Annotated in this window: 21 protein-coding genes and 2 pseudogenes; 11 read left to right on the forward strand and 12 right to left on the reverse strand. The window is 69.6% G+C overall.

What is annotated here, in order from left to right:
* The first annotated feature begins 6 nt into the window (after nucleotides 1-6).
* The 5 genes from PV734_RS20060 to PV734_RS20080 all read left to right on the forward strand — a co-directional run bounded on the left by PV734_RS20060 (nucleotide 7) and on the right by PV734_RS20080 (nucleotide 8492).
* A complete protein-coding gene (locus PV734_RS20060; RefSeq protein ID WP_319290668.1) occupies nucleotides 7-2169 on the forward strand; it encodes a GDSL-type esterase/lipase family protein in 2163 nt (720 codons plus the stop codon).
* Between the two features lie 11 nt (nucleotides 2170-2180).
* On the forward strand, nucleotides 2181-3632 hold the full coding sequence (locus tag PV734_RS20065; RefSeq protein ID WP_319290670.1) for an alpha-L-fucosidase: 1452 nt from the start codon (nucleotides 2181-2183) through the stop codon (nucleotides 3630-3632).
* Nucleotides 3633-3637: 5 nt separating this feature from the next.
* On the forward strand, nucleotides 3638-4579 hold the full coding sequence (locus PV734_RS20070) for a hypothetical protein (RefSeq protein ID WP_319290882.1): 942 nt from the start codon (nucleotides 3638-3640) through the stop codon (nucleotides 4577-4579).
* The gene (locus PV734_RS20075; RefSeq protein ID WP_319290672.1) at nucleotides 4576-5268 is read left to right on the forward strand and encodes a beta-glucosidase; all 693 of its coding nucleotides are present in this window, start codon (nucleotides 4576-4578) and stop codon (nucleotides 5266-5268) included. Before PV734_RS20070 ends, PV734_RS20075 begins: the two co-directional genes overlap by 4 nt.
* A gap of 71 nt (nucleotides 5269-5339) precedes the next feature.
* Nucleotides 5340-8492: an alpha-N-acetylglucosaminidase TIM-barrel domain-containing protein gene (locus PV734_RS20080; RefSeq protein WP_319290674.1), complete on the forward strand. Its 3153-nt coding sequence runs from the start codon at nucleotides 5340-5342 to the stop codon at nucleotides 8490-8492.
* Here the strand turns inward: PV734_RS20080 and PV734_RS20085 are convergent.
* The 7 genes and pseudogenes from PV734_RS20085 to PV734_RS20115 form a co-directional block, all read right to left on the reverse strand.
* A complete protein-coding gene (locus PV734_RS20085; protein WP_319290676.1) occupies nucleotides 8485-9228 on the reverse strand; it encodes a 2-phosphosulfolactate phosphatase in 744 nt (247 codons plus the stop codon). The two genes, PV734_RS20080 and PV734_RS20085, sit on opposite strands and share 8 nt — an antisense overlap.
* Nucleotides 9225-9629: a hypothetical protein gene (locus PV734_RS20090; protein WP_319094327.1), complete on the reverse strand. Its 405-nt coding sequence runs from the start codon at nucleotides 9627-9629 to the stop codon at nucleotides 9225-9227. The genes PV734_RS20085 and PV734_RS20090 overlap by 4 nt, the downstream gene beginning before the upstream one ends.
* A 53-nt stretch (nucleotides 9630-9682) precedes the next feature.
* Nucleotides 9683-9916 (reverse strand): annotated as a pseudogene (locus PV734_RS20095) (aminoglycoside phosphotransferase); the annotation flags it as partial.
* Between the two features lie 174 nt (nucleotides 9917-10090).
* Complete coding sequence (locus PV734_RS20100; RefSeq protein ID WP_319094328.1) at nucleotides 10091-10888, reverse strand: acyl carrier protein; 798 nt, start codon at nucleotides 10886-10888, stop codon at nucleotides 10091-10093.
* 310 nt (nucleotides 10889-11198) lie between these two features.
* Entirely contained in the window at nucleotides 11199-11645 is a 447-nt protein-coding gene (locus PV734_RS20105; protein ID WP_319094329.1) for an ATP-binding protein, read from the reverse strand.
* Between the two features lie 193 nt (nucleotides 11646-11838).
* Entirely contained in the window at nucleotides 11839-12516 is a 678-nt protein-coding gene (locus tag PV734_RS20110) for a polysaccharide deacetylase family protein (protein ID WP_319094330.1), read from the reverse strand.
* Between the two features lie 2 nt (nucleotides 12517-12518).
* Nucleotides 12519-13214 (reverse strand): glycoside hydrolase family 11 protein, encoded by a 696-nt coding sequence (locus PV734_RS20115; protein ID WP_319290678.1) that lies wholly within the window; start codon nucleotides 13212-13214, stop codon nucleotides 12519-12521.
* Between the two features lie 296 nt (nucleotides 13215-13510).
* Here PV734_RS20115 and PV734_RS45860 point away from each other — a divergent pair.
* Nucleotides 13511-13676 (forward strand): annotated as a pseudogene (locus PV734_RS45860) (VOC family protein).
* Between the two features lie 91 nt (nucleotides 13677-13767).
* Here the strand turns inward: PV734_RS45860 and PV734_RS20120 are convergent.
* Nucleotides 13768-13944 (reverse strand): CsbD family protein, encoded by a 177-nt coding sequence (locus tag PV734_RS20120; RefSeq protein WP_319094333.1) that lies wholly within the window; start codon nucleotides 13942-13944, stop codon nucleotides 13768-13770.
* 102 nt (nucleotides 13945-14046) lie between these two features.
* Complete coding sequence (locus PV734_RS20125) at nucleotides 14047-14217, reverse strand: hypothetical protein (protein WP_319094334.1); 171 nt, start codon at nucleotides 14215-14217, stop codon at nucleotides 14047-14049.
* Nucleotides 14218-14494: 277 nt separating this feature from the next.
* Between PV734_RS20125 and PV734_RS20130 the strand changes: the two genes are divergently transcribed.
* Nucleotides 14495-14869: a hypothetical protein gene (locus tag PV734_RS20130; protein WP_189149357.1), complete on the forward strand. Its 375-nt coding sequence runs from the start codon at nucleotides 14495-14497 to the stop codon at nucleotides 14867-14869.
* 199 nt (nucleotides 14870-15068) lie between these two features.
* Complete coding sequence (locus tag PV734_RS20135; RefSeq protein WP_319094335.1) at nucleotides 15069-15434, forward strand: metalloregulator ArsR/SmtB family transcription factor; 366 nt, start codon at nucleotides 15069-15071, stop codon at nucleotides 15432-15434.
* Nucleotides 15435-15502: 68 nt separating this feature from the next.
* Here PV734_RS20135 and PV734_RS20140 read toward each other — a convergent pair whose 3' ends face one another.
* From PV734_RS20140 to PV734_RS20150, 3 genes are all read right to left on the reverse strand, one after another.
* Entirely contained in the window at nucleotides 15503-17137 is a 1635-nt protein-coding gene (locus PV734_RS20140; protein ID WP_319094336.1) for an alpha/beta hydrolase, read from the reverse strand.
* Nucleotides 17138-17414: 277 nt separating this feature from the next.
* Nucleotides 17415-18371, reverse strand: coding sequence for a polyphosphate kinase 2 (gene ppk2 / locus PV734_RS20145; RefSeq protein ID WP_319094337.1), 957 nt, complete (start codon nucleotides 18369-18371; stop codon nucleotides 17415-17417).
* A gap of 39 nt (nucleotides 18372-18410) precedes the next feature.
* The gene (locus tag PV734_RS20150) at nucleotides 18411-18653 is read right to left on the reverse strand and encodes a DUF6411 family protein (RefSeq protein WP_319094338.1); all 243 of its coding nucleotides are present in this window, start codon (nucleotides 18651-18653) and stop codon (nucleotides 18411-18413) included.
* A gap of 205 nt (nucleotides 18654-18858) precedes the next feature.
* On the opposite strand from PV734_RS20150, the gene PV734_RS20155 reads away from it, so the two are divergent.
* From PV734_RS20155 to PV734_RS20165, 3 genes are all read left to right on the forward strand, one after another.
* Nucleotides 18859-19416, forward strand: coding sequence for a hypothetical protein (locus tag PV734_RS20155; protein ID WP_319094339.1), 558 nt, complete (start codon nucleotides 18859-18861; stop codon nucleotides 19414-19416).
* A gap of 63 nt (nucleotides 19417-19479) precedes the next feature.
* Nucleotides 19480-20022, forward strand: coding sequence for a hypothetical protein (locus PV734_RS20160; protein WP_319094340.1), 543 nt, complete (start codon nucleotides 19480-19482; stop codon nucleotides 20020-20022).
* 223 nt (nucleotides 20023-20245) lie between these two features.
* Nucleotides 20246-22183 (forward strand): glycoside hydrolase family 5 protein, encoded by a 1938-nt coding sequence (locus tag PV734_RS20165; RefSeq protein ID WP_319094341.1) that lies wholly within the window; start codon nucleotides 20246-20248, stop codon nucleotides 22181-22183.
* Nucleotides 22184-22220 lie beyond the last annotated feature (37 nt).

Raw genomic sequence — 22220 nt, forward strand, 5'->3', positions numbered from 1 at the left:
CCGGTAGTGCTCGGAGTTGTTGGACACGGCGGAAGACCGGCGGCCCTGGCCATGGCCGTGATCGCCCTGGTGGCGGGACTGCTGCTCCCGGCCCCCACGGCGGAAGCGGCTCAGCGGACGCAACAGACACGGCACACACAGGGGTGGACGGGAACCTGGGCGACCGCCCAGCACGCCGCGTACGACCCGGGCACCTCGGAGGTGACCGTACGGATTCCCGTGCGGGTGAGCGCGGGCGGGTCGAGTGTGCGGATCCGGCTGACCAACGGCTTCACCACCGAGCCGGTGACCGTCGGGCACGCGACGGTCGGACTCGGTGACGGCGGCGGCGCGGTCACGAAGCCGCGAAGGCTCGGCTTCGGCGGGAGGAGCGAGCTGACGATCCCGGCCGGCGGGGAGGCGGCGAGCGACCAGGTCCGGCTCTCCGTGCCCGCCCGGAGCGGCGTGGTGGTCAGCCTGTACTTCCCGGGCCGGCTCACCCACATCAGCCAGCACTGGATGGGCCTGCAGACCGTCTACTGGACGCCCGACGGCGGCGGTGACCACGCCGGGGACGCCGCCGGCACCGCCTTCACCCGTACGGACTCCACGTTCCCGTTCCTGACCGGTGTCGATGTACGGGGCGGCGGCGCGGCCGGTTCCGTGGTCGCGCTCGGCGACTCGATCACGGACGGGGCGTCCTCCACGGCGAACGCCGACCGGCGCTGGCCCGACTATCTGGCGGCCCGGCTGTCCGGCTGCTCCACCACCGCCGGAGTGCTGAACGAGGGCATCAGCGGCAACCGGATCACCGCCGGCACGGACGGCAACCCGTCGGCGCTCGAACGGCTGGAGCGCGATGTCCTGGCCCAGCCGAACGCCCGGACGGTGATCCTTTTCGAGGGCGTCAACGACCTCAGCTGGGGCGGCGCCTCCGGGGACCAGGTGATCGACGGCATCAAGGAGATCGCCCGGCGTGTGCGTGCCCGGGGGCTTCGGCTGATCGGCGCGACCGTCGTCCCGTACCGGGGGTGGGGCGACTGGTGGACGGAGGCCAAGGAAGCCGACCGGCAGAAGGTCAACTCGTTCGTCCGGGACTCCGGCGGCGTCCTCGACGGGTACGCCGACTTCGACCGGGCGGTACGGGACCCCGCCGACCCCACCCGCTACGCCGCCGCGTTCGACTCGGGCGACCATCTGCATCCCAACGACACCGGTATGAAGGCGTTCGCCGACGCCGTCGACCTGCCCGGTCTGCGCGTGGCGGGCGACTGCCCCTCGACCCGGGTCCGCCTCACCCCGTACCGGCCGAGCCTGCAGGCCGGCGGCCAGGGCACGAGGATCACGGCGACGCTGACCAACGACGGCCGCTCGGCGGTCACCGACGTCCGTACCCGGCTGGATCTCCCGGCGGGCTGGACCGCCGAACCGGCGGGCGGCACCCGCCTCCGGGTCCTGGGCCCCGGCAGGAGCGCCACCGTCACCTGGACCGTCACCCCCGGCTCCGGCACCGTCTGGGGCACCCACCCGTTGGCGGTGCGCGGTTCCTACCGGCAGGGCGGCGAACGGCGGTCCGACACCGACGAGGTGGACGCCACGGTCACCCCCGTCCCCTCCGGCGTGCGGGCGCCGTACCGGACGACCGCCACCGCCGACTCCGCCCAATACGCTCAGAACGGCGGCCAGTTCGCCATCTGGGCGGGCGGCCAGGACCTGTCCGGCTGGAAGGACGAGAAGGCCGCCGTCTACCTCCCCGGCGCCGCACCCTCCTCCGGTTCCGTGACGGCCCGGGTCGTCACGCAGACCGGCAGCGGGCCCTCGGCCAAGGCCGGGATCGCCGTCGCCAACGACCTGACGGCGCCCGGGGAGGGCGGCTACGCCGTACTGACCATGTCCGCCCAGTTCGGCCTTGAGTTCATGACCGACAGCGACGGCGACGGCCGCCTGGACACCTGGGCCGGCGGCGGTTCCTCCTACCACCCCGCCTGGCTGAGGCTCGCCCGCTCCGGGGCCACGTACACGGCCTACGCCAGTGCCGACGGCATCGCCTGGCAGCAGATCGCCACCGCCACGGTGGCGTCCGCGAGCGGCGGCGAGGGCGACGCGGGGATGGTCGCGAGCGCCGTCAACCTCGACTACCCGGGCCAGACCACCACCGCTGTCCTCGACTCCTTCTCCTCCGCCAAGTGAGAGGCACCTCCATGGCAGTCAACCGCAGGCAGCTCATGACCACGGCCGCCGCCGTCGGCGGCGCCGTGCTCCTCGCCCCGCCCGGGACCGCCGAGGCCCTCACCGGCCCGACGCCCACCGGGAACGGGACCGGGATCCCCGACTACCGGCCCACGAAGTCGTCCCTCGACACCCATCCGGTGCCGCGCTGGTACAAGGACGCCAAGTTCGGCGTCTTCGTGCACTGGGGCGTCTACTCGGTGATCGGAGGCGCGACACCGAGAAGCGCCTCCGAGTGGTACCTGTGGTACCAGAGCACCAAGGGCTCGGCCGAGTGGAAGTACCACCGCGACACTTACGGCGAGAACGTCACCTACGACGACCTCATCCCCCGGTTCAGGGCCGAGAAGTACGATCCCGACTCCTGGGTGAGGCTCTTCGAGCAGGCGGGCGCCGAGTACTTCGCGCTGACGAGCAAGCACCACGACGGGTTCGCCCTCTACCCGAGCAGGGTGACGAACCGTCACTCCGTCGCGTACGGCCCGAAGCGGGACCTCGTCGGCGAGCTGATGGCCGCCGCCCGCAGACGCGGCACCGTGCGGCCCGGTCTGTACTACTCGCTCGGCGAGTACTTCAACCCGGCGATCGGCAGGCCGATGCGCAACTTCTACACCGACGAGGAGATCCCGCTGACCGGCTACAAGCCGGTCCAGGACTATGTCGGCGACTACGAACTCAAACAGCTGTACGAGATCATCGACCGCTACGACCCGGAGCTGCTGTGGGCGGACGGACAGTGGTTCCGGCCCGACGGCAACCCGCCGTGGCGCAGCGAGGAACCCATGGCCCACTACTACAACCGGGCCAAGAACCGCAGACACCCCAAGGGCGTGGTGATCAACGACCGCTTCGACACCCACTTCGACTTCGCCACTTACGAGCAGCGCACCAATCCCACGATGGATCCGCAGAAGTGGGAGTGCTGCATGACGATGGGCTACTCCTGGGGCTACAACAAGCACGAACCGGACGAGGACTACAAGACCTCCGAGTTCCTCATCCATCTCCTCACCGACGTGGTCAGCAAGAACGGCAATCTGCTGCTGAACATCGGCCCCAGGCCGGACGGCACGATTCCCGCCGTCATGCAGGAGCGGCTGCGGGACATCGGGTCCTGGCTGAAGGTCAACGGCCCCGCGATCTACGGCTCGACGCCCTGGGTGCGGGCCGAGGAGGAGGGCAGCACGCCCGGCATCCGCTACACCGTCTCCCCGGGCAGGTTCAACATCATCGTGCTGGGCGCGCCCAGCGGCACCGTCTCGGTCCCGGGCGACATCCCGGTCGGCGCCACCTCACGGATCAGGCTGCTGGGCGGAAGCGGCGACCTGAGGTGGACCCGCCGTGACGGCAGGATCCACATCACCGTCCCGCCGTCCCTCCCCAGCGAGATCGCCAACGTCCTCACCGTCGACTGGGACCGGTGAGCCGGATGGGAATCCGCGACACCACCGCGTACGACACCCTGGGGCCCACGCTCACCGTGACCACGGAACCCGCCGAACCGACCGGCGGCGACACGGTCACCGCGACCGCCGTCCTCACCAACGACTGCTCCTTCCCGCTCCGCAACGCCGTGCTCCATCTGATCGACCCCGGCGCCACCACGGCGGCGAAGACCGTCCCCCTCGGTGATCTGCGGCGGGGTGCGCGGATCACCCGGCGGTGGGAGACGCGGATGCCGGCCGACGTGGCCGGGGACGTGGCGTTCACCGCGCACGCGGTCTTCGACGTCGACGGGTGCGGCAGCGACTGCGCGCGGGCCGCGAAGACGTTCACGGTCCCCTACGAGCCCAATGAGGTGGGAGCCCCGTACCGGACGTACGCCACCACCGACGACGCCGAGTTCGGCCGGTACGGCAGCCAGTTGGTGATCTGGGCGGGCGGCCGGGACCTGTCCGGTGGCGCCGACGAGAAGGGGGTCGTCCTCCTCCCCGGCGCCGCCACCGGGTCGAGCGTGGTGCAGGTCAAGGCGGTGAGCCTCACCGGCACCGACAACCCCACCGCGAAGTTCGGCATCGCCGTCGCCAACGACCTGACGGCACCCGAGAAGGGCGGCTACGCCGTACTGACCATGTCGCTGCGGTTCGGCCTGGAGTTCATGACGGACAGCGACGGCGACGGCAGGCTCGACACCTGGGCAGGCGGCGGTGGTTCCGCGCACCCGTCCTGGTTGCGGCTGGTGCGGTCCGGCACCACGTACACGGCATACAGCACCACCAACCTGCTGTCCTGGACCGAGGTCGCGAGCGTGACGGTGCCGTCGGCGAGCGGGGCCCTGGACGCCGGTGTGGTCGCCAGCGCGGTCAACACCAACTATCCCGGGACGACCGTGCGCGCGGTCTTCGACCGCTTCTCCGTGGAGGGAGCATGAGCCCCTGCCACCCCGAGGAGGACTTCCTCCCGCCACCCGTGTCGCTCTCCCACGAGCCGGCCGCCCCGGAGCCCGGTCAGGCGGTGACACTGACCGCCGAGCTCACCAACACCACCGGGATCCCGCTGCGCGGCACGGTGCTGTACCTCTCCGACGAAGCCGCAGGAGTGGTCCCGCTGTTCGCGCACGCGCTCTACGACGTGCACGAGAACGGGTCGGACCGCACCCGCGCGACCGAGCTGCTCCAACTCCCGTACGGATCCCTGGCCGGTGCCTTCGGCAACACCGGGATCTCCTCGGACGACGCCACCACCACGGCCGACATCGACGGCTCGCGCTCCAGCCTGTCCGCCGAGGCGCTCGCGTCGGCCGGGCTCACCCCGGGGGCCTCGGTCGCCTTCGGCGGGATCACCTTCACCTGGCCGGACACCGGGCCGGGGACCAGGGACAACGTGGTGTCGTTCGGCCGACGCGTACAGCTGTCCGGCACGGGCCCCGGGAAGGTCTCGTACGCGGAGGGCACCGAGCAGGACTTCTCCGTCGAGGTGCCCGACTGGTACGGGGAGTACGCCTCCGCCGCGGTGGTGCTGCCATACCGCAACACCCCTTCCGGGCGGGACGACAACCCCGTCAGCCTCTTCGCCTCCGGCGTCGCTCTCGCGGACAGAGAACTGCACTCCGTCGTCTGACACGGGCCGCGGTGCGGCCGGGCCGCCCGAGCAACAGAGATCCGCCAAAGCCTTGAAAGGTAGGACCGTTCATGACAGGCAATCAACCCCTCAGCCGCCGACGTCTGCTGGCCGGAGGAGCCGTGTTCGGCGGTGTGGTGCTGCTGTCTTCGCCGCAGGGCGCCCAGGCTGCCCCAGCGGCGGCGGGCGGGGTGGCGGAGCCGTTCAGCACCACCGCGGCGTCTCTCGCGCTGCGGCGGCTGCTCCCCGATCACCACCGGCAGGTCACGCTGCGCACGCTGGCCGGCGGCGCCACAGACCGTTTCCGGGTCACCGGCCGGGCCGGGGCGATCACCGTGGAGGGCACCAGTCCGGCGGTGCTGCTCACCGGCGTCAACACCTATCTCGCGCGCGTGGCGAAGGCCGACATCTCCTGGAACGGGGCGCAGTTGGACCTTCCCAGTCTGCTGCCCGCCCCGCACGGGGAGGTCGCCGGATCGGCGAACGTGCCGCACCGGTTCGCCCTCAACGACACCAACGACGGGTACACCGGCCCCTACCGCGGCTGGGACGCGTGGGAACGGGAGCTGGACGTCCTCGCACTGCACGGCATCAACGAGGTCCTCGTCTGTACCGGCGGCGACGCGGTCTACTACGACACCTTCCGCCGGTTCGGCTACTCGGACGCGGAGTTGAGGGCGTGGATCCCGGCCCCGGCCCATCAGCCGTGGTGGCTGCTGCAGAACATGTCGGGGTTCGGCGGCCCGGTGTCCCGCCGGCTCATCGAGAAGCGCGCCGACCTCGCCGTGAAGATCACCGCCCGGCTGCGTGAGCTGGGTATGACTCCCGTGCTCCCGGGCTACTTCGGTACCGTGCCCGACGGGTTCGTCGCGAAGAACGGCGGTGACGCGGCGGTCGTACCACAGGGCGACTGGGGCGCCTTCAAGCGACCCGACTGGCTCGACCCGCGTACGACCGCGTTCGGCGAGGTCGCCGCCGCCTTCTACCGGGCCCAGTCGGAACGCTTCGGCGACAGCACGATGTACAAGATGGATCTGCTGCACGAGGGCGGCAACGCCGGTGACGTACCCGTGGGACAGGCCGCGAAGGCCGTGGAGGCGGCGCTGCGCAAGGCCCGTCCGGGCGCCGTCTGGGCGATCCTCGGCTGGCAGAACAACCCGAGCAGGGAGATCCTCGACGCCGTCGACAGGTCCGGGATGTTCGTCGTCGACGGTCTGTCGGACCGCTACTCCACGGTCACCGATCGGGAGAGCGACTGGGGCGGCACGCCGTACGCGTTCGGCAGCATCTGGAACTTCGGCGGTCACACCCCGATGGGGGCCAACGCCCCGGACTGGGTGGAGCAGTACCCGAAGTGGCGGGACAAGGACGACAGCGCCCTGGCCGGCATCGCCGCGATGCCGGAGGCCGCCGACAACAACCACGCCGCGCTGGCCCTGCTCACCGACCTGGCCTGGACGCCCGGCACGATCGACCTCGACGACTGGTTCGCGTCGTACGCCGTGTCCCGGTACGGCGCCGAGGACCCGCACGCCCTCGCGGCCTGGCGGATCATCGGCGACACGGCGTACGGCATGACCCGCGCCGACGGATGGAGCGAGGCGCCCGACGGTCTGTTCGGGGCCCGTCCGAGCCTGGGCGCGAACAAAGCGGCGGCCTGGGGGCCTGAGGCGGACCGCTACGACACCACCGCGTTCGACCTGGCGCTGACGGAACTGCTCCAGGTGGCGCCCGCGGCGCGCGACAACTCGGCGTACCGCTACGACCTGGCCGATGTGACCCGGCAGGTGCTGTCCAACCGCAGCCGGATGCTGCTGCCGCAGATCAAGGCCGCCTACGACACGGCCGACCGGGCCCGCTTCGACGAACTCACCGGCGTCTGGCTCGACTGGATGAAGCTCATGGACAGGGTGCTGGCCACCAGCGGGCAGCACCTGCTCGGGAGGTGGCTGGCCGACGCCCGTTCCTGGGGCGGCACCAGGGCCGAGAAGGACCAGCTGGAGTACGACGCCCGGTCGATCATCACCACCTGGGGCGGCCGGGCCAGCAGCGAGGAGGGGCTGCACGACTATGCCAACCGGGAGTGGTCCGGGCTGGTCGGCGGCCTCTATCTGACCCGCTGGACGCTCTACTTCCGGGAGCTGTCCCGCGCCCTGCGGCAGAACCGGCCGCCGAAGTCGGTCGACTGGTTCACCCTGGAGGACAACTGGGCGCACGGGCACGACAGTTACCCGACGAAGACCAGCGGCGACATCCACCGGCTGGCACGACGGGTGCGCGACACCCTGGCCGCCGACACCCACCAGGTCACGCTGACCGCCTCCTCCCCCAGGGGCGCGGTGTCCGAGGGCGGTGCGGTCACGGTCACCGTGTCGTTCACCAACCGCAACGGGTTCGCCCCGGCGACCGGAGTCACCCTGGCCGTCGAGACGCCGGAGGGGCTGACAGCCAGGCCGGTCGGCGCGGTGACCGCCGCCTCGGTCGCGCCGGGCGAGAGGTTCTCGGCGGCCTTCGAGATCACCCTCACCGGTTCCGTCGACGCTCTGGTCAACCGTGTCCGGGCCACCGCGTCGTACCGCGGCGGCGCTTCGAAGGGATCGGCGGGCTCGGCGGGTACGCCCCGGGGTTCGGCCTCGGCGTCGGTGCGGCTCATGGCCGGCACGGGGGTGCGCGCCCCGTACCGGACCGCGAACTTCAACGACGCCGTCTTCGGCCAGGCGGGCGCCGCGCTGGCCATCGAGGGCGGGGGCGCCGATCTGTGGGCCGGCACCAACCAGTTCGGGGCCGTTCATCGCGCGGGCGCGTTCGGCTCGGCCTCGACCGCCACGGTGCGGGTCGCCTCGCAGGACAGTACCGGTGGGTGGGCCCGCGCCGGGCTCATCGTCCGCGACGACCTGTCCGCCGACGGCTCCCCCGGGTACGTCAACCTGGCCGTGACGCCGTCCAACGGATGCGTGCTGTCCTGGGACTCCGGCCAGGACGGTACGTTCGACTCGATCGCGCTGGCGGGCTCCTTCGCCGCACCGGTGTTCCTGCGTCTGACCCGCGTCGGCTCCGTCTACACGGGCGAGGCCAGCACCGACGGCACGGCCTGGACCACCGTCGGCAAGGCCACGCCGGGTGGCGTCGCCGCCACCCAGGACGTGGGGGTCTTCATGACGGCGGCGAACGGCTGGACCGCCACCCGTGGGATCGCGGAGTTCCAGGACTTCACGGTCACCTGACCTCCGGCCCGGGATCTGGGCACGGTGTGTTCGGCAACCGGCCGCTTCGCGCACTCGCGGGCATCGCGTGTGGACGCAGGACCATGAGCGAGTCTTCCGAGGTCGCCACCATGGCGAAGGGGAACCGGTCGATCTCAAGACACAGTGCGACATCGTCGGGATGGGCTCCTTGACGCAACCCCGCCGCCAGTTGGGCGGCGGCGCGCGACTCGGCAGCGCGGCGGAGGAAGTCAGTGGCGTCCGTCTCGGCCTCGGTGGCCCGCCGAGCGATGTACTGGGCGCACGCCAGATCTTCCTCGGCCTTCCCGTCGTCGCCGGTGACCACGAACGTGACGCCGTCACTGCCGTGGGCCCGCAGCAGCTGAGCCGTCGCCTCCGCCACCACGAAGCCGGCGCACAGCACCAGCGGCGCCTCCTTCACCGCCAGGGCGCCGACCGTCCCCGCGGTGGTCTTCTGCACGACGGTCCGTCCGCGCAGGTCGACGGAGCGCAGCAGACCGGGCGAGTTGACCAGGTCGAACCCCGGCGCGGGCGGACCGTCCTTGAGCGCCACCCAGTCCGGGTGGCGAGCCCTGAGCGCCAGGGCCTCGTCGAGCGACTCGGCGAGAACGATCTTCCGCGCGCCTTGGGCGAAGGCCCAGGCAGCCACAGTGAACGCGCGCATGACGTCGACCACGACCGCCACGGACGGAGTTTCGACCAGATCGGTGATGCCGAGGAAACGGGCGTACGTCACTTTGGGAGGACCTCCGGCTTCGGGGCCGCCTCACGGAAGAGGGCCAGGAGATTTCGGGCCGGCGAAGCATCCGCGTCGAAGAACTGCGTGGACAGCGCGGGTGGCACGACCGTGCCGCGCATCCGGACCTCGTGGCACCTGAAGCAGAATGCCGCCTCGAACAACACCTGGTCGAGGCTGTCCTCGTACGCCCGGATGCCCCAGCCCGGCGAGAAGCCGCAGCGGAACTGTGCACTGCCCGGCAGGATTTCGATCAGGGCCAGGGCTCTGGAAGCCTCGTTCCCGGCCCAGTGGGCGACGACCTCGCCGACGTACGGGGTGCCTGGCCTGATCGGGAGGCCGGACATCCTCACGACCTCGATCAGCACGGTGGCCTCGACGGCCCGGGTGGGAAGTTGCATGGTCACATTCTGCTCTCCAGGCCGAGCGAGGCCCATGGCGTGTCAGGAGCCCATCAGTGGCCGGCCGTCGCGAGGAGGCGTCGCAGCGAGGCATGGGCGGGCGGGCTCCAGGTGGGCTTGCCACCGGGGCGGCCTCGAACGCCGGCGTCCGCGATGAGGATCCTGCTGAGGGCGTGCAACACCGCCCAGCCCCGCGCCCGTCGCAGGGTCGCGTCGTCCGGGGTCGACCGGTAGGCACCGTGGAAACGGTCGGCGGCACCGTCCGGCAGCAGGATCCAAGCGGAGGCGTTCCCTGCGCAGCAACATGGCCGCGGACCCCGTGGCCCAGGGCAGCCGGACAGCCGGACACCCCCAAGGGTCACCCTCCAGTGAATCGAGAGTGACCCGTTGCCGGGGGCACCGGGCCCCCTTTCGTCGGGGACATTCGGCCGCCTCGGGCCGAGGTCCCGCTGTCTGAAGGTTTACCTGCGAGGGAGCGAGGTGTTGGTGATCGGGAGGTTCTGCACCGTGCCCGCCACGTAGAGATCCCTCGGCGCCGTGCGCAGCTTGAACGTGCCGTCGTAGTTCCGGACGCGTACGGACATCACGAAGAAGCCGTCTTCCTCAGTGGTCGTCTGCACACGGGACTCGTTCTCCCAGTAGGTCTGCAGGAAGACCTGCGTGCCCTCGCGGTCCATCCCCTTGGGAAGGGCGACCTTGCCCTGGATGGTGAGTATGTCGCCCTTCTTCACCTTCTTCTTGCTGACCTTGTAGGTGACCGAGGTGGCCTTGGCCTTGGTGGTCACCAGGGTGCGCGCGAAGGAGCCGTCCTCCGGGGTGTTGCCGTTGCCGTCCAAGTCGAAGGAGGCCGTGATCTCCACCTTGCGCTGGACGTCGAGCAGGCTGCTGCCGGTCACGTGGTCGATGTCGACGTGGGGGATGGTGAACTTGCCCTTGGCGTCGGTGACCGGCGTGCCCAGGTCGCGCGGCTCGTAGTCGGTGGGGTCGATCGGGTCGCCCCAGGGATTCCAGCTGGTGAAGCGGATGACCTCCTGGATGGTGACGGGGACGTTGGGCGCCGGGGTCCCGTCGGCCTTGGTGACGGTACCGGTGACGTCGACGCGACGGTGGGAGAAGTCGGTGGTGGTCGGGTTGGTGCTCACCTTCAGCACGTAGGTGCGGGCGGGAGCGTCGTCGGAGGGCTTCGCCGACGCGGTGGATGTGGACAGGGTGCCTGCGGTGAGCAGGAGCGCGGCGGTGACGACAAGCCGCGTGGACAAGGACTTCCTGGGCACAGTGCAACTCCGGGTTCGGTCGGGACGAGAGGAGTCGCGCCGGGCGGCACCGGTTCCGCCGCGGCGCAGTTGTGCGACACACCGGGTTCGACCGGCGGAGCGGGGCGGTGGTTGTACCTGTGCGGCCGCTGTTACACGGCTGTGGCAGAGCGGGCTTCACCAGGGCCCGGTGCGGCGAACGTCCGGGCGTCTCGCGGTTGCCCTGTCTCCCGGCTGCCGCCACGCGATGCCGTCCTCCGGTACGCCGTCGCGCCTGCCCAGGACAAAGCCGGGGAGGACGAAGTCGCGAGGTCGGCTACTCGGCGGAGCTGCGCAGGCGCAGTTGAGCGACGATCTGTTTGCCGGTGTCCAGGGCGATGGTGTGCAGTTGTTCGCACAGGCGGGTGACCAACTGCAGGCCGTGCCCGCCGACGCTGCGGACGTCGTGTGCGCGAAGCTCGGGTGGGCGTGGGGAGTTGTCACGCACGGTGATGCGCAGCAGGGCGGCGTCGGGCGTCACCTCCAGGGCCAGACCGCCCGGGCCCGGGGCGTGGCGCAGCGCGTTGGTGACCAGCTCGCTGACGACCAGCTGGGCGTCCTGGCTGGGCCGGTGGTCAGGGGGGTGGCCGGCGTCGGCCAGCAGCGCGCGGACGGCCGCTCGGGCGTCGGCGATCGATGCGTCTGTCGTGTCCCAGGCGGCGCTGTATCGCAGGACTGCGGGTTCCCGTTCGTCCGATGCCCGGTTTTTAGTCGGGGTGCCCATAGAACTCTTCCCATGGATCGTTTCTGCTTCGTCTCAGCTCGTTGTTTGTTTCCGTCTCGTGATCTCGCCTACCCACTGTCGTCTCGTTCATGGTTCATGTGGGTCCACCCCAGGAGCACAATGGCGCGACGGTTGGGGGCCGTCGCGCCATTGGTGGGGAACCGCCGCGTACCGACGCGGTCGGAGGGGCCGGCTAAGGAGCCACGGCTCGGCCGGTGGCCGGGGAGATCCTTCCCGCGCACAGACCGCGGCCGGTCAGGCCCTGCGCGATGCGTGGCACTGCGGCGAGCGTGTTCGCGGACCAGTCGTGCATGAGGATGACCTGCCCGTTGGTGAGCCGGGCGGCGGCCTGCACGATGGCGTCGGTACTGGCGCCGTTCCAGTCCTGCGAGTCGACGTCCCAGATGATCTGGGTCAGACCGTACTTGGCCGCGACGGCCTTCACCGTCGCGTTGGTCTCGCCGTACGGCGGACGGAAGAGCACCGGAGTGCCACCACCCGCGTTGGCGACGGCCTGCTGGGTCCGGGAGATCTCCGAGTCGATCTGCGACTGACCGAGCTGGGTCAGATGCGGGTGCGTGTAGCTGTGGTTGCCGACCCACATACCGGCGTTCACCTGGGCACGGACCAGGGCAGGGTTGGCCGCGGCGTACTGGCCCTGGTCGAACATGGTGGCCCGCAGCCCGTTCCGGGTGAGGGCGCCCAGCAGAGCGGTCGTGTTGGTGGACGGGCCGTCGTCGAAGGTGAGCCCGACATACCCGTTGCAGGCGGCGGCCCGCGCCGGGGTGGCGGCATGGCCGGTGAGCGCGGTGGCGGCCGCCAGAGCGGCGGCGACCAGTAACGGGAGACGCCTTGCTTTCACGAGGGTCATGGCTAGCCCACCGTGATGTTGGAGTTGCCGCTGCTCCGGTAACCCTCGGTGGCGAGGATCATGTAGTAGTTGAAGGCACCCATCGGCATCCCGGCGCGGGCCCAGGCGTCGAAGTGGTTGCCCGTGGTGATGGTGCCGCCGGTCCGCCTGGACTGTCGGACGCTCCAGTACTGGTTGAAGGTGCGGGTACCTTCCACGGACGGCGCGTTGTACCGGGTCGTCTGGTAGATGTCGTACGTGCCGCCGTCGCTGGTGACGGTGCCCTTGTACGTTCCCGTGGGCCGGTAGGTGCCCCAGTTGTCGACGATGTAGTACTCGACCAGCGGGTTGGACGTCCAGCCGTACAGCGCCAGGTAGGCGTTGCCGGACGGGTTGAAGCTGCCCGAGTAACTGACGGTCCTGCGTGAGCCGTTGCTCCAGCCCTTGCCGGCCACGAAGTTCCCGGTGTTGCTCCATGAGGTGCTGTAGTTGCCGCCGGAGTTCAGGGTCATGGAGACGGTGCCCGGCGCGTCGGTCCAGAAGGAGTAGTAGTAGCCGTTGTTGGTGCCGGTCTGGTTGGTGGTGACGACCGTGGCGGCCTGAGCGGTGGTCGGCAGGGTCAGTGTGGCCACGGCGACCAGCAGCATGGTGCAGACGCCACTGATGAGCAGCCTGAGCCGGGAAGCGGATGCGGGTGCGGGTGCGGGTGCGTGTTTCATGCGCGTGTTTCCTCCTCGTCCTTGTGGGACCGATGGGGGCTGCGGAACACGCGACAGTGTTGGCCGGGCCACATCAACTGTCAATAGTTCGGTATTTTCTTCGAAACATTCGAAGTGAGCGATGGTTAACTGAAGGTCCCATTTCTGCAGTTCATCGGCACAATATGTTCCACCATCCAAGACATCGGTCAGCGGCATCGACACATCTCAGGAAACCCGGGTAAATGCTTCAAGCCCATTTTCTCGAATGTTTCGATACCTTCACCGAATTGCACGAGGCCTGACAGGATGACGGCATGGAACGTGTGCTGGGAATCGGCGGTTACTTCATGCGGGCGGCGGCCCTGAGTGCGTGGTATCGCGACTGCCTGGGCGTGGATGCCGACGAGAACGGACGTCGGCCGATTCGGCTGGGTCACCGATCCCGAGGGCAACCGAGTCGAACTGTGGCAACCCGTCTGACCGCGTCCTCACCCGGTCCGGACAGCACTGATCCCGGCAGCCCGCGGAAAAGGCTGCCGGGATCAGTGGGCGTGAACCAGTGGACATGCGCCTACTTGGGCTTGCCCGCGTCCTTGACCTTCTCCTTGGCCGCACGCAGGTCGCCCTTGGTCTCCTCGGCCTGTCCCTTCGCCTTCAGGGACTCGTTGCCCACCGCGCCGCCGACCACCTTCTTGACCTTGCCCTTGGCCTGCTCGCCCTTGGCCTGGGCCTTCTCGTCCGCAGCCACAGTCACTCACTCCTGTCTCACTCGAAAGAACCTTCTTCCCCCGTGTCGCCTCAGATCCCCCTCTCAAACACGGCCGTTGGCACCGCCGGCGGGAAAGGGGGGTCAGCGTCTCCGGCCGGACCAGCCGCTTCCGATTCCCGCGACGTGCAGGGCCAGCAGCATCAGGCCGAGAAGCATGACGTTCGTGGACGAGAACACGTCGTTCGTCGAGATGTCGGCGGCGTTGATCAGGAACGCGATGAAGAACAGTACTGCCGCGGCTATACCAAGCATGGAGCGGCTCCTCTCGAAGGGTGAGACACGTGTGCCCCCGTATCCCCCCGATAGGCCTCTGACCGCCAGAGGTGACTCGCGACGGCCCGCCAGTTGTCCGTACCAGTGGTCATTGGGCAGACACGAGCGGTCATATACGTAGCATCATCCGACTTTTCAGAGGCTCCCTCGGCCAGTACAGAAACACCAAGGTCACCGGCCGGGTGCCCTTCATAGGGTCCGTGCAATGGCGAGGAGGCGACGCCCGCCTCTCGCAGGACGCGGAGGAGATACCGGTATGAGCAATGTGGAGATTTGCCTCAAGGAGATCATGGCCTCGATCGAGGGCTCGCTGGGGACCGCTCTGGTCGACTACACCAGCGGCATGGCGCTGGGCACGCTCGGGGGCAGCAAGGACCTCGACCTGACGGTCGCGGCGGCGGGCAACACGGACGTGATCCGCGCCAAGACCCGCACCATGGAACACCTCGGCCTCAAGGGCGAGATCGAGGACATCCTGATCACACTCGGCAGCCAGTACCACATCCTGCGGCCGCTCAAGGGCCGTGGCGGCAACGGCTTGTTCCTCTACCTCGTGCTCGATGCGAAGAAGTCGAACCTCGCGATGGCCCGCCACCAGCTCAAGAGCGTCGAAGCCCAACTGGACGTGTAGCGAGCCGCGTTCTCCGTAGCCTCGCACGCCCACGACTTGAAGATTTCTTCAACTGGGCACATCGGGATCAGATCAATCCGGTGGGTGTGCGGGGCCGGATGCACGAGAATCGGTCCGCAGGACCGCCCGTGGTGGCAGGTACCGGGTCACCGGGTCCGGGTGCGGCCCGTCGAATGCGGCAGGGAGCGAGCGATTCACCATGCAGGTGCCCCTCTACCAGGCCAAGGCCGAGTTCTTCCGGATGCTCGGACACCCGGTGCGCATCCGGGTCCTGGAACTGCTTCAGAACGGCCCCGTCCCCGTACGTGACCTGCTGAACGAGATCGAGATCGAGCCGTCCAACCTCTCCCAGCAACTGGCCGTACTGCGCCGCTCGGGGATCGTGGTGTCCATCCGGGAGGGCTCCACCGTCAGTTACGCCCTGGCCGGCGGCGATGTGGCCGAACTTCTCCGCGCGGCACGCCGGATCCTGACCGAACTGATCACCGGTCAGAGCGAGTTGCTCGCCGAACTCCAGCAGGCGGACCCTCAGCGGGCCCTCACCCCGGGCGGCCGGCACTCCTGACTCCTGGCTCGGCGATGCCCGGGGCGCCGGTCGTGGCAGACCGGCGCCCCGGGGTCGGACAGGGAACGTCAGCTCACGGAGCCGATGCGCTCGACGCGCTCGTTGACGCCGTTACGCAGTTCGCTGAGCGTGGTGCCGGGCGGGGCCGTCGTCGGTGTGGACGACGGCGGCTGTGTCTCGTCCGCACAGGTCGTGCCGGAGGCCGGGACCTTGCGGTTCACCAGGTAGTCGATGACCGCGTCCGTCGCGCAGGCACTGCGGCCGAACGCGGTGTGACCCTCGGCCCGGAAGGTGAGGAGCGAGGCGTTGTCGAGCTGCCGGGACAGCGCCACCGCGTCCTGGTACGGGGTGTCCGGGTCGCCGGTCGTGCCGAGGACGAGGATCGGCGCCGAGCCCTTCGCCCGGTAGGAACCGTCGTAGCGACTGACGTGCCCACCGGTCCACTGGACGCAGGCGGTGGCGTGCTGGTGGTCGTACGTCGGAGGGCCGTACGCCATCGCCGGGCCGAGCAGCGGCGCGGCCTTCGCGAAGGCGGTGACCTTGCGCTTCAGCAGGCCCAGGTCGCGCGGGTAGTCCCGGTCGACGCACTCGACCGCCACGTTCGGGCCCAGGAAGTCGAAGCTGGCCGGGGACGGCGGCCTCAGCAGGAAGGACGTGTTGTCCCGCAGCTGGGCCTTGCGCAGTGCGGCGCCGAACTCGGGCCAGATGACCTTGCCCTCGTTGATGTTGAACATCAGCCGGTAGACCAGCGTGTAGCCGTTGGCCTGGCCGCCGTTGGCGGTCGGGACGGGGTTGGCGTCCAGGTCGGCCTTCAGCTTCTCGAAGGCCGCGCGCGGATCGCCGTCGCCGAACCCGCAGGTGGCCCGGTCCGCGGCGCACCAGTCGAGGAAGCGGCCCATCGCGCCGTCCAGTGCCAGGTACTGCGGCCGGTCGTACGCGTACGGACGGTTGGCGTAGTGGACGGGGTCGTACGCTCCGTCGAGCGCCAGGGCCCGCACCCGCTTGGGGAACATGGCCGCGTAGACGGTGCCGATGTACGACCCGAACGACCGTCCGTAGTAGGTGAGTTGCTTCTCCCCGAGCGCCTCCCGCAGCAGGTCGATGTCCCGGGCGACGTACTCGGTGCCGATGTAGGGCAGCAGCTCGCCCGTGTTGTCCACGCAGGCCTGGTCGAATTCGGCGGCCTGGCGCAGGGCCGGCTCGTAGGCGTCCGGGCCTGGCACGCCCTTCGCCTCCGTGACGGCTCGCGTGTACCTCGCGTCGTCGAAGCAGGTCAGTGCTGAACTGCGGCCGACGCCACGGACGTCGTAGCCGAAGACGTCGAACGAGTCGCGCAGTGCGGCCGGCAGATCCGCGTAGTTGTTGCGTACGAAGTCGACACCGGAGTTGCCGGGCCCGCCGGGCTGCAGGAACAACGTGCCCTTGCGCTTCGTCTGGTCCGCGGCCTTCTTCCGGACCACGGCGAGGGTGATGGTCTTGCCGCGCGGCTTGCGGTAGTCGAGCGGAACGTCGGCGTTCGCGCACTCGAAGCCGCCCTGGCAGTCCGTCCAGGTGAGCGACGGCACGGGCGGCTTCTCCGACGTCTTCGAGGAGGCCGCGACCTGGGTGGCCGTCCCCGTCACGGCGGTCATGAGGGTTGTCAGCGCGACTCCCACGGCCGCGATCCGTCCGAAACGTCTTGGTTTGTTACGTGGACTGGTCATTTTTCTTCCCCCTGGGTCAAGGTGTAGCCAAGCGCTCACTGTGCACAGTGAGTTCGGCTATCTGAACAGAGGGAAATGAAGCGAGAACGGTGCCACGCCGACCGAAATTCTTCGATCGATCTCGTTACGTAGCCGCAGGGGCCGAGTTGGACGAGTGGCGTCCCGCACGACCCTTGCCGTCCGTGACCCTCTCGGCGGGCCGGCTCCCGGCTCCATGAGCACCCCGGTCGGCGGGATCGCGGCCGATACGCCCGTCCCGTTCGATGCCGCCCCTGCGTCAGGTGGAACCGGGGTGACTGCCGGGCCCGCTGGTTCGGTGGGACAGAGGCGTGGGCGAGAGGGTGGTGTCCTCCTCGCCGGGCTCCAGGAGGGTGTTGGCGGCGCCGACGATCAGAGGGTCCGGGGCGCCGACCGCCTCAGCGTCCTTGCTGGTGTAGTCGACGCGCGACAGCAGACTGCGCATGGCCTCCAGCCGGGCGCGACGTTTGTCGTTGCTCTTCACGACGGTCCAGGCGGCGTATTCGGTGTCGGTTGCGCGGAACATGTCGACCTTGGCCTCGGTGTAGTCGTCCCACCGGTCCAGCGAGGCCAGGTCGGTGGGCGACAGTTTCCACTGCCGCACGGGGTCGACCTGCCGGATGGCGAAACGGGTGCGCTGCTCGGCGCGGGACACGGAGAACCAGAACTTGACCAGCAGGACGCCGTCGTCGACGAGCATCCGCTCGAAGGCCGGGCACTGCTGGAGGAACAGTTCGTACTGGTCCTTCGAGCAGTAGCCCATCACGCGCTCCACGCCGGCCCGGTTGTACCAGGACCGGTCGAAGAAGACGATCTCTCCCGCCGTCGGCAGATGCGGGATGTACCGCTGGAAGTACCACTGGCCCGCCTCCCGCTCGGTGGGCTTGTCCAGAGCCACCACTCGCGCGCCCCGGGGATTGAGCCGCTCGGTCAGACGTTGGATCGTGCCGCCCTTGCCCGCCGCGTCACGCCCCTCGCACACGACGACCACGCGCGCACCGGTGTCCTTCACCCACCGCTGGAGTTTGAGCAGCTCGATCTGCAGGACGCGCTTGATCCGCTCGTACTCCCCTCGGCTGACCTTGTGGTCGTAGGGGTGGTTCTCGCGCCAGGTCCCGAGCGGTCGGCCGGTCCCGTCCAGCAGGATCGGTCGCTCTTGTCGGCTGGTGTCCACGGTCAGCCCGTCCAGCAGCTCGTCGGCCTGGTCAGCCCTCATCCCACCACTCCCGCGTAGGCCTGTGTCTGTGTACTGAGTTCAGAACGGCATACGGCCACGGGTACGTCGGCCCGCCGAGCCGCTACGGCCCACGGCACGGGAACTGGTGTGGAACGGCTTGCTGAAGATCCTGCCCAGAATGCCGGGCGCCTTGCCGCCGGCCCGCGCACCAGCGCCGAGCGAACGCTGCGTACCGCGTTCGGGGCGGCGCGACAGGCGCGGAAGGAAGAAGGCCAGCACGGCCAGCACCACACACAATCCGATGACTCCAGCGATGATCACGAGTCGGCTCCCTCTTGTCCCTCTTGCTTGATTGGCCGGGAGACCCAAGTGCCCCGTCACGTCACCTCTATGTGTCCGGTCCATGTGTCCGGCGCGGTCGGTGCGCCCGACTGCGGCGATTCGTTCCCGTATCTCCGTTTCAACGGCAAACCAGCGGTAACCCCAATAAATATGAATACACAGGGCATATCTGAGGAGGCTACCGATGTCGACAGGAACGCTTCTGGCGATCATCATTCCCGTCGTCGTGGTGATCGCTCTGGCGGCTGTGGCGGTCCGGCTGCTCATGCGTCGCCAGATGCTGCGCGAGCGCTTCGGCCCGGAGTACGGACGAACGGTGGAGGACGCCGACAGCCGCATGGCCGGCGAGCGTGAGCTCAGGGCGCGTGAGAAGCGGCACGACTCGCTGGACATCAAGCCGCTGGACAGCAGGGTCAGGGAGCGGTACGCCCAAGACTGGACCGGCGTACAGGACGAGTTCGTGGACCGTCCGGAGGACGCCGTGCATGACGCGGACCGCCTGGTGACTTCCCTGATGCACGAGCGCGGTTACCCGACCGAGGACTTCGAGCAACAGCTCAAGGACCTGTCCGTCGATCACGGCCGCACGCTTGAGCACTACCAGGCCGCCCACGACGTCAATGTGCTGAGCACCCGCCACGAGGCGACCACCGAACAGTTGCGGGGCGCCATGGTGCACTACCGGACCCTGTTCGACGAGCTGCTCTCCGACGGCGGCGGACCCCGCCGCACCCGGGCCTGACCGGCTCGGTGACCAGCCCGTCACCCGATCCGGGAGCCCCTGGCGTCCGGGAACGGAGAAGACATGCAACGCGAAGACCTGCCGGACAGCACCACCGGGAGCGGCCTGTCCACCGACGACCTCGCCCACCCTCGCGACACGTACACCGGGGACGGGACGGCGGACACGTCGGCCGAGGTGCCGACCTTCCCCGGCGAGAGCACGACCACGCCGAGCGACCCAGCCGAGGACGAGCCCGAGGCGACCGACTCCGGCACGCGGGACGAGATGACGGAAACCGGTTCGGACGCCCAGCGGCACCGGGCGGCGGGCCCGGGCGACCGTGCCGAGGACGAGGCACCCCAGCTCCTCACCCCCGAGGACGAGGAAGGATTCCGCACCCGCTGGCAGGAGGTGCAGAACGAGTTCGTGGACGACCCTCGCGACGCCGTGCACACCGCCGACGCCCTCGTCGCCGAGGTGATGCAGAAACTCGCCGCCACGTTCGCCGACCACAAGCAGGAACTGGAAGGACAGTGGAACCGGGGCGGACAGGCGAACACCGAGGATCTGCGGCTGGCACTGCGCCACTACCGTTCGTTCTTCAACCGCCTGTTGGTCACCTGACACGACCGGCCCCCAGCGGGCCCTCCCGTCCCTGGCGCCGATTCCGTGGTGCGGGTGGTTTGCGACTGCCCGCCCTCGGGTCCGGCAGAGCCTCCCGTGAACCGCCTGCCGTGCGCGGCACTTGGCGGCGCGGCGACAGTTTCGCCGCGCATAGGACTGGACCAATCCCGCACAGCCCTCCATGATGACGATGCCATGACAACGTCGCCTCGGGAGGCCGACCGTGCCGGGAACCTTCGCCAGGGCCAGGGCCGCCCTGGCCGCCGTACTCCTCCTGGTGGCCGTGGCGCCCACGGCCGAGGCGGCGACCGGACGGGAAGCCGCCCCCGTGGCCGGCGCCCGGCCGCAGGCCGCCGCGCAGGCGGCGGGCTGGACGCCGCCACTCAGCACCCGGGGGCGCTGGATCGTCGACGCGAACGGCGACCGCTTCAAGCTGCGGTCCGGCAACTGGCACGGCGCCAGCGGCACCTGGAACGGCTCGGGGAACCCTGACAACGACGCCGACCACCACGCCGGGGAGAACTCCGGCAGGATGCCGCTCGGCCTGGACCGGGCTCCTATGGCCGAGATCATCGCCGGCTTCCGGGAGATCGGCATCAACAGCGTCCGGCTGCCCTTCTCCAACGAGATGATCCACGACAGCCGTCCCGTCACCGACGATTCCGTGGCCGCCAATCCCGCCCTGCGCGGCAGGACCCCGCTTCAGGTGTACGACGTGGCCGTACGGGAACTCACCGCCGCCGGACTCGCGGTGATCCTCAACAACCACACCAACACCACCCGCTGGTGCTGCGGAGTCGACGGCAACGAACGCTGGAACGCGAGCCAGTCCACCGGGACCTGGGAGAACGACTGGCTCTTCATGGCCCGCCGCTACCGCGACAATCAGCGCGTCGTCGGCGCCGACCTCTACAACGAGGTGCGCCGCAACGTCCTGGACGACCCCAACTGGGGGTCCGGTGACGACCACGACTGGTTCGCCGCCTCCCAGCGCGTCGGTGACCGTATCCTCACCGAGGCCGACCCCGACCTTCTGATCATCGTCGAGGGCATCAACTGGACCGGCATCCCCGTCGACGGTCTGCCCCACGAACGCCCCACCCTGGAGCCCGTACGCCGCCTTTCGCACACCCTCGTCGGCTCCGGCAAGCTCGTGTACTCCGCCCACTTCTACGACTACACCGGCCCGAACCACAGCGGCGCCACCGGCACCGGCGAGACCAGTGATCCCCGTTACCGCGACCTGAGCCCGGCCGAACTGATCAGGGTTCTGGACCGTCAGGCCTTCTTCGTGACCGCGGAGACGGACAAGCACTTCACCGCGCCCCTGTGGATCAGCGAGTTCGGTGTCGGCGGCCGGGACGAGACCGGGAGCAAGCCGCGGGCGTGGTTCGAGAACTTCGTCGACCAACTGATCCGCACCGACGCCGACTTCGCGTACTGGCCACTCGTCGGCCGGCACGAGAACCGGAAGGGCAACGGCTGGGCCCTCCTGCACTGGGACGCCCAGGGCCACCGTATGGGCGTCTACGACGGCGACGACTGGCGGGCCGCTGCCTGGACCCGGCTCATCGAGGCCCCGGGGCGCACCGGCCCGGTGGAGCGCGTGACGGACTGGTCGATGCTCAGCCCCGATCACGGCGACTTCGTCCAGTCGCGGCGGATGCGGGCGCTGCCCGACTGGGACTCCGGCGCCCGCAAGACGGTGTGCCCCGACGGACAGCGGCTGCTCGGCCTCAGCCACACAGGCAACCGGGGCCTGTGTTCGGACGTGTCCACCGGCCCCCTGTGGGACCCGGACGGCGGACATGTGGTGGTCGTCGACGAACGCCATGTCCGGCCGGGCGGCGACTGGGCGTCCGGATACACCAAACTCCAGTGCGCCGACGGCCACTTCCTGACCGGCTACAGCGTCCGGGGCTCCGCCGTCTCCGCGGCCCTGTGCGCGGCCGCTCCGGTCGGGAGGCTCGGCGCCGGCGGCCGAACCGTCTGGTTCGACCGGGGTGACAACCGGGGCCCGGCCGCCAGGGGCGGCGACTTCGCCCAGGGCCACTACAAGGGCCAGTGCGCGGACGACGAGTACGCGGCCGGGATCGCGTACACGGCCCGGCTGGGCTCGGCACGGACCCCGGACGCGCTGTACTGCCGAAAACTGACCTGACCGGCAACGCCGGCCCCGGCGGGTCGTTCGAGCGAGC

It is taken from the genome of Streptomyces sp. AK08-02 (genome assembly GCF_033795085.1).
Classification (GTDB): Bacteria; Actinomycetota; Actinomycetes; order Streptomycetales; family Streptomycetaceae; genus Streptomyces; species Streptomyces echiniscabiei.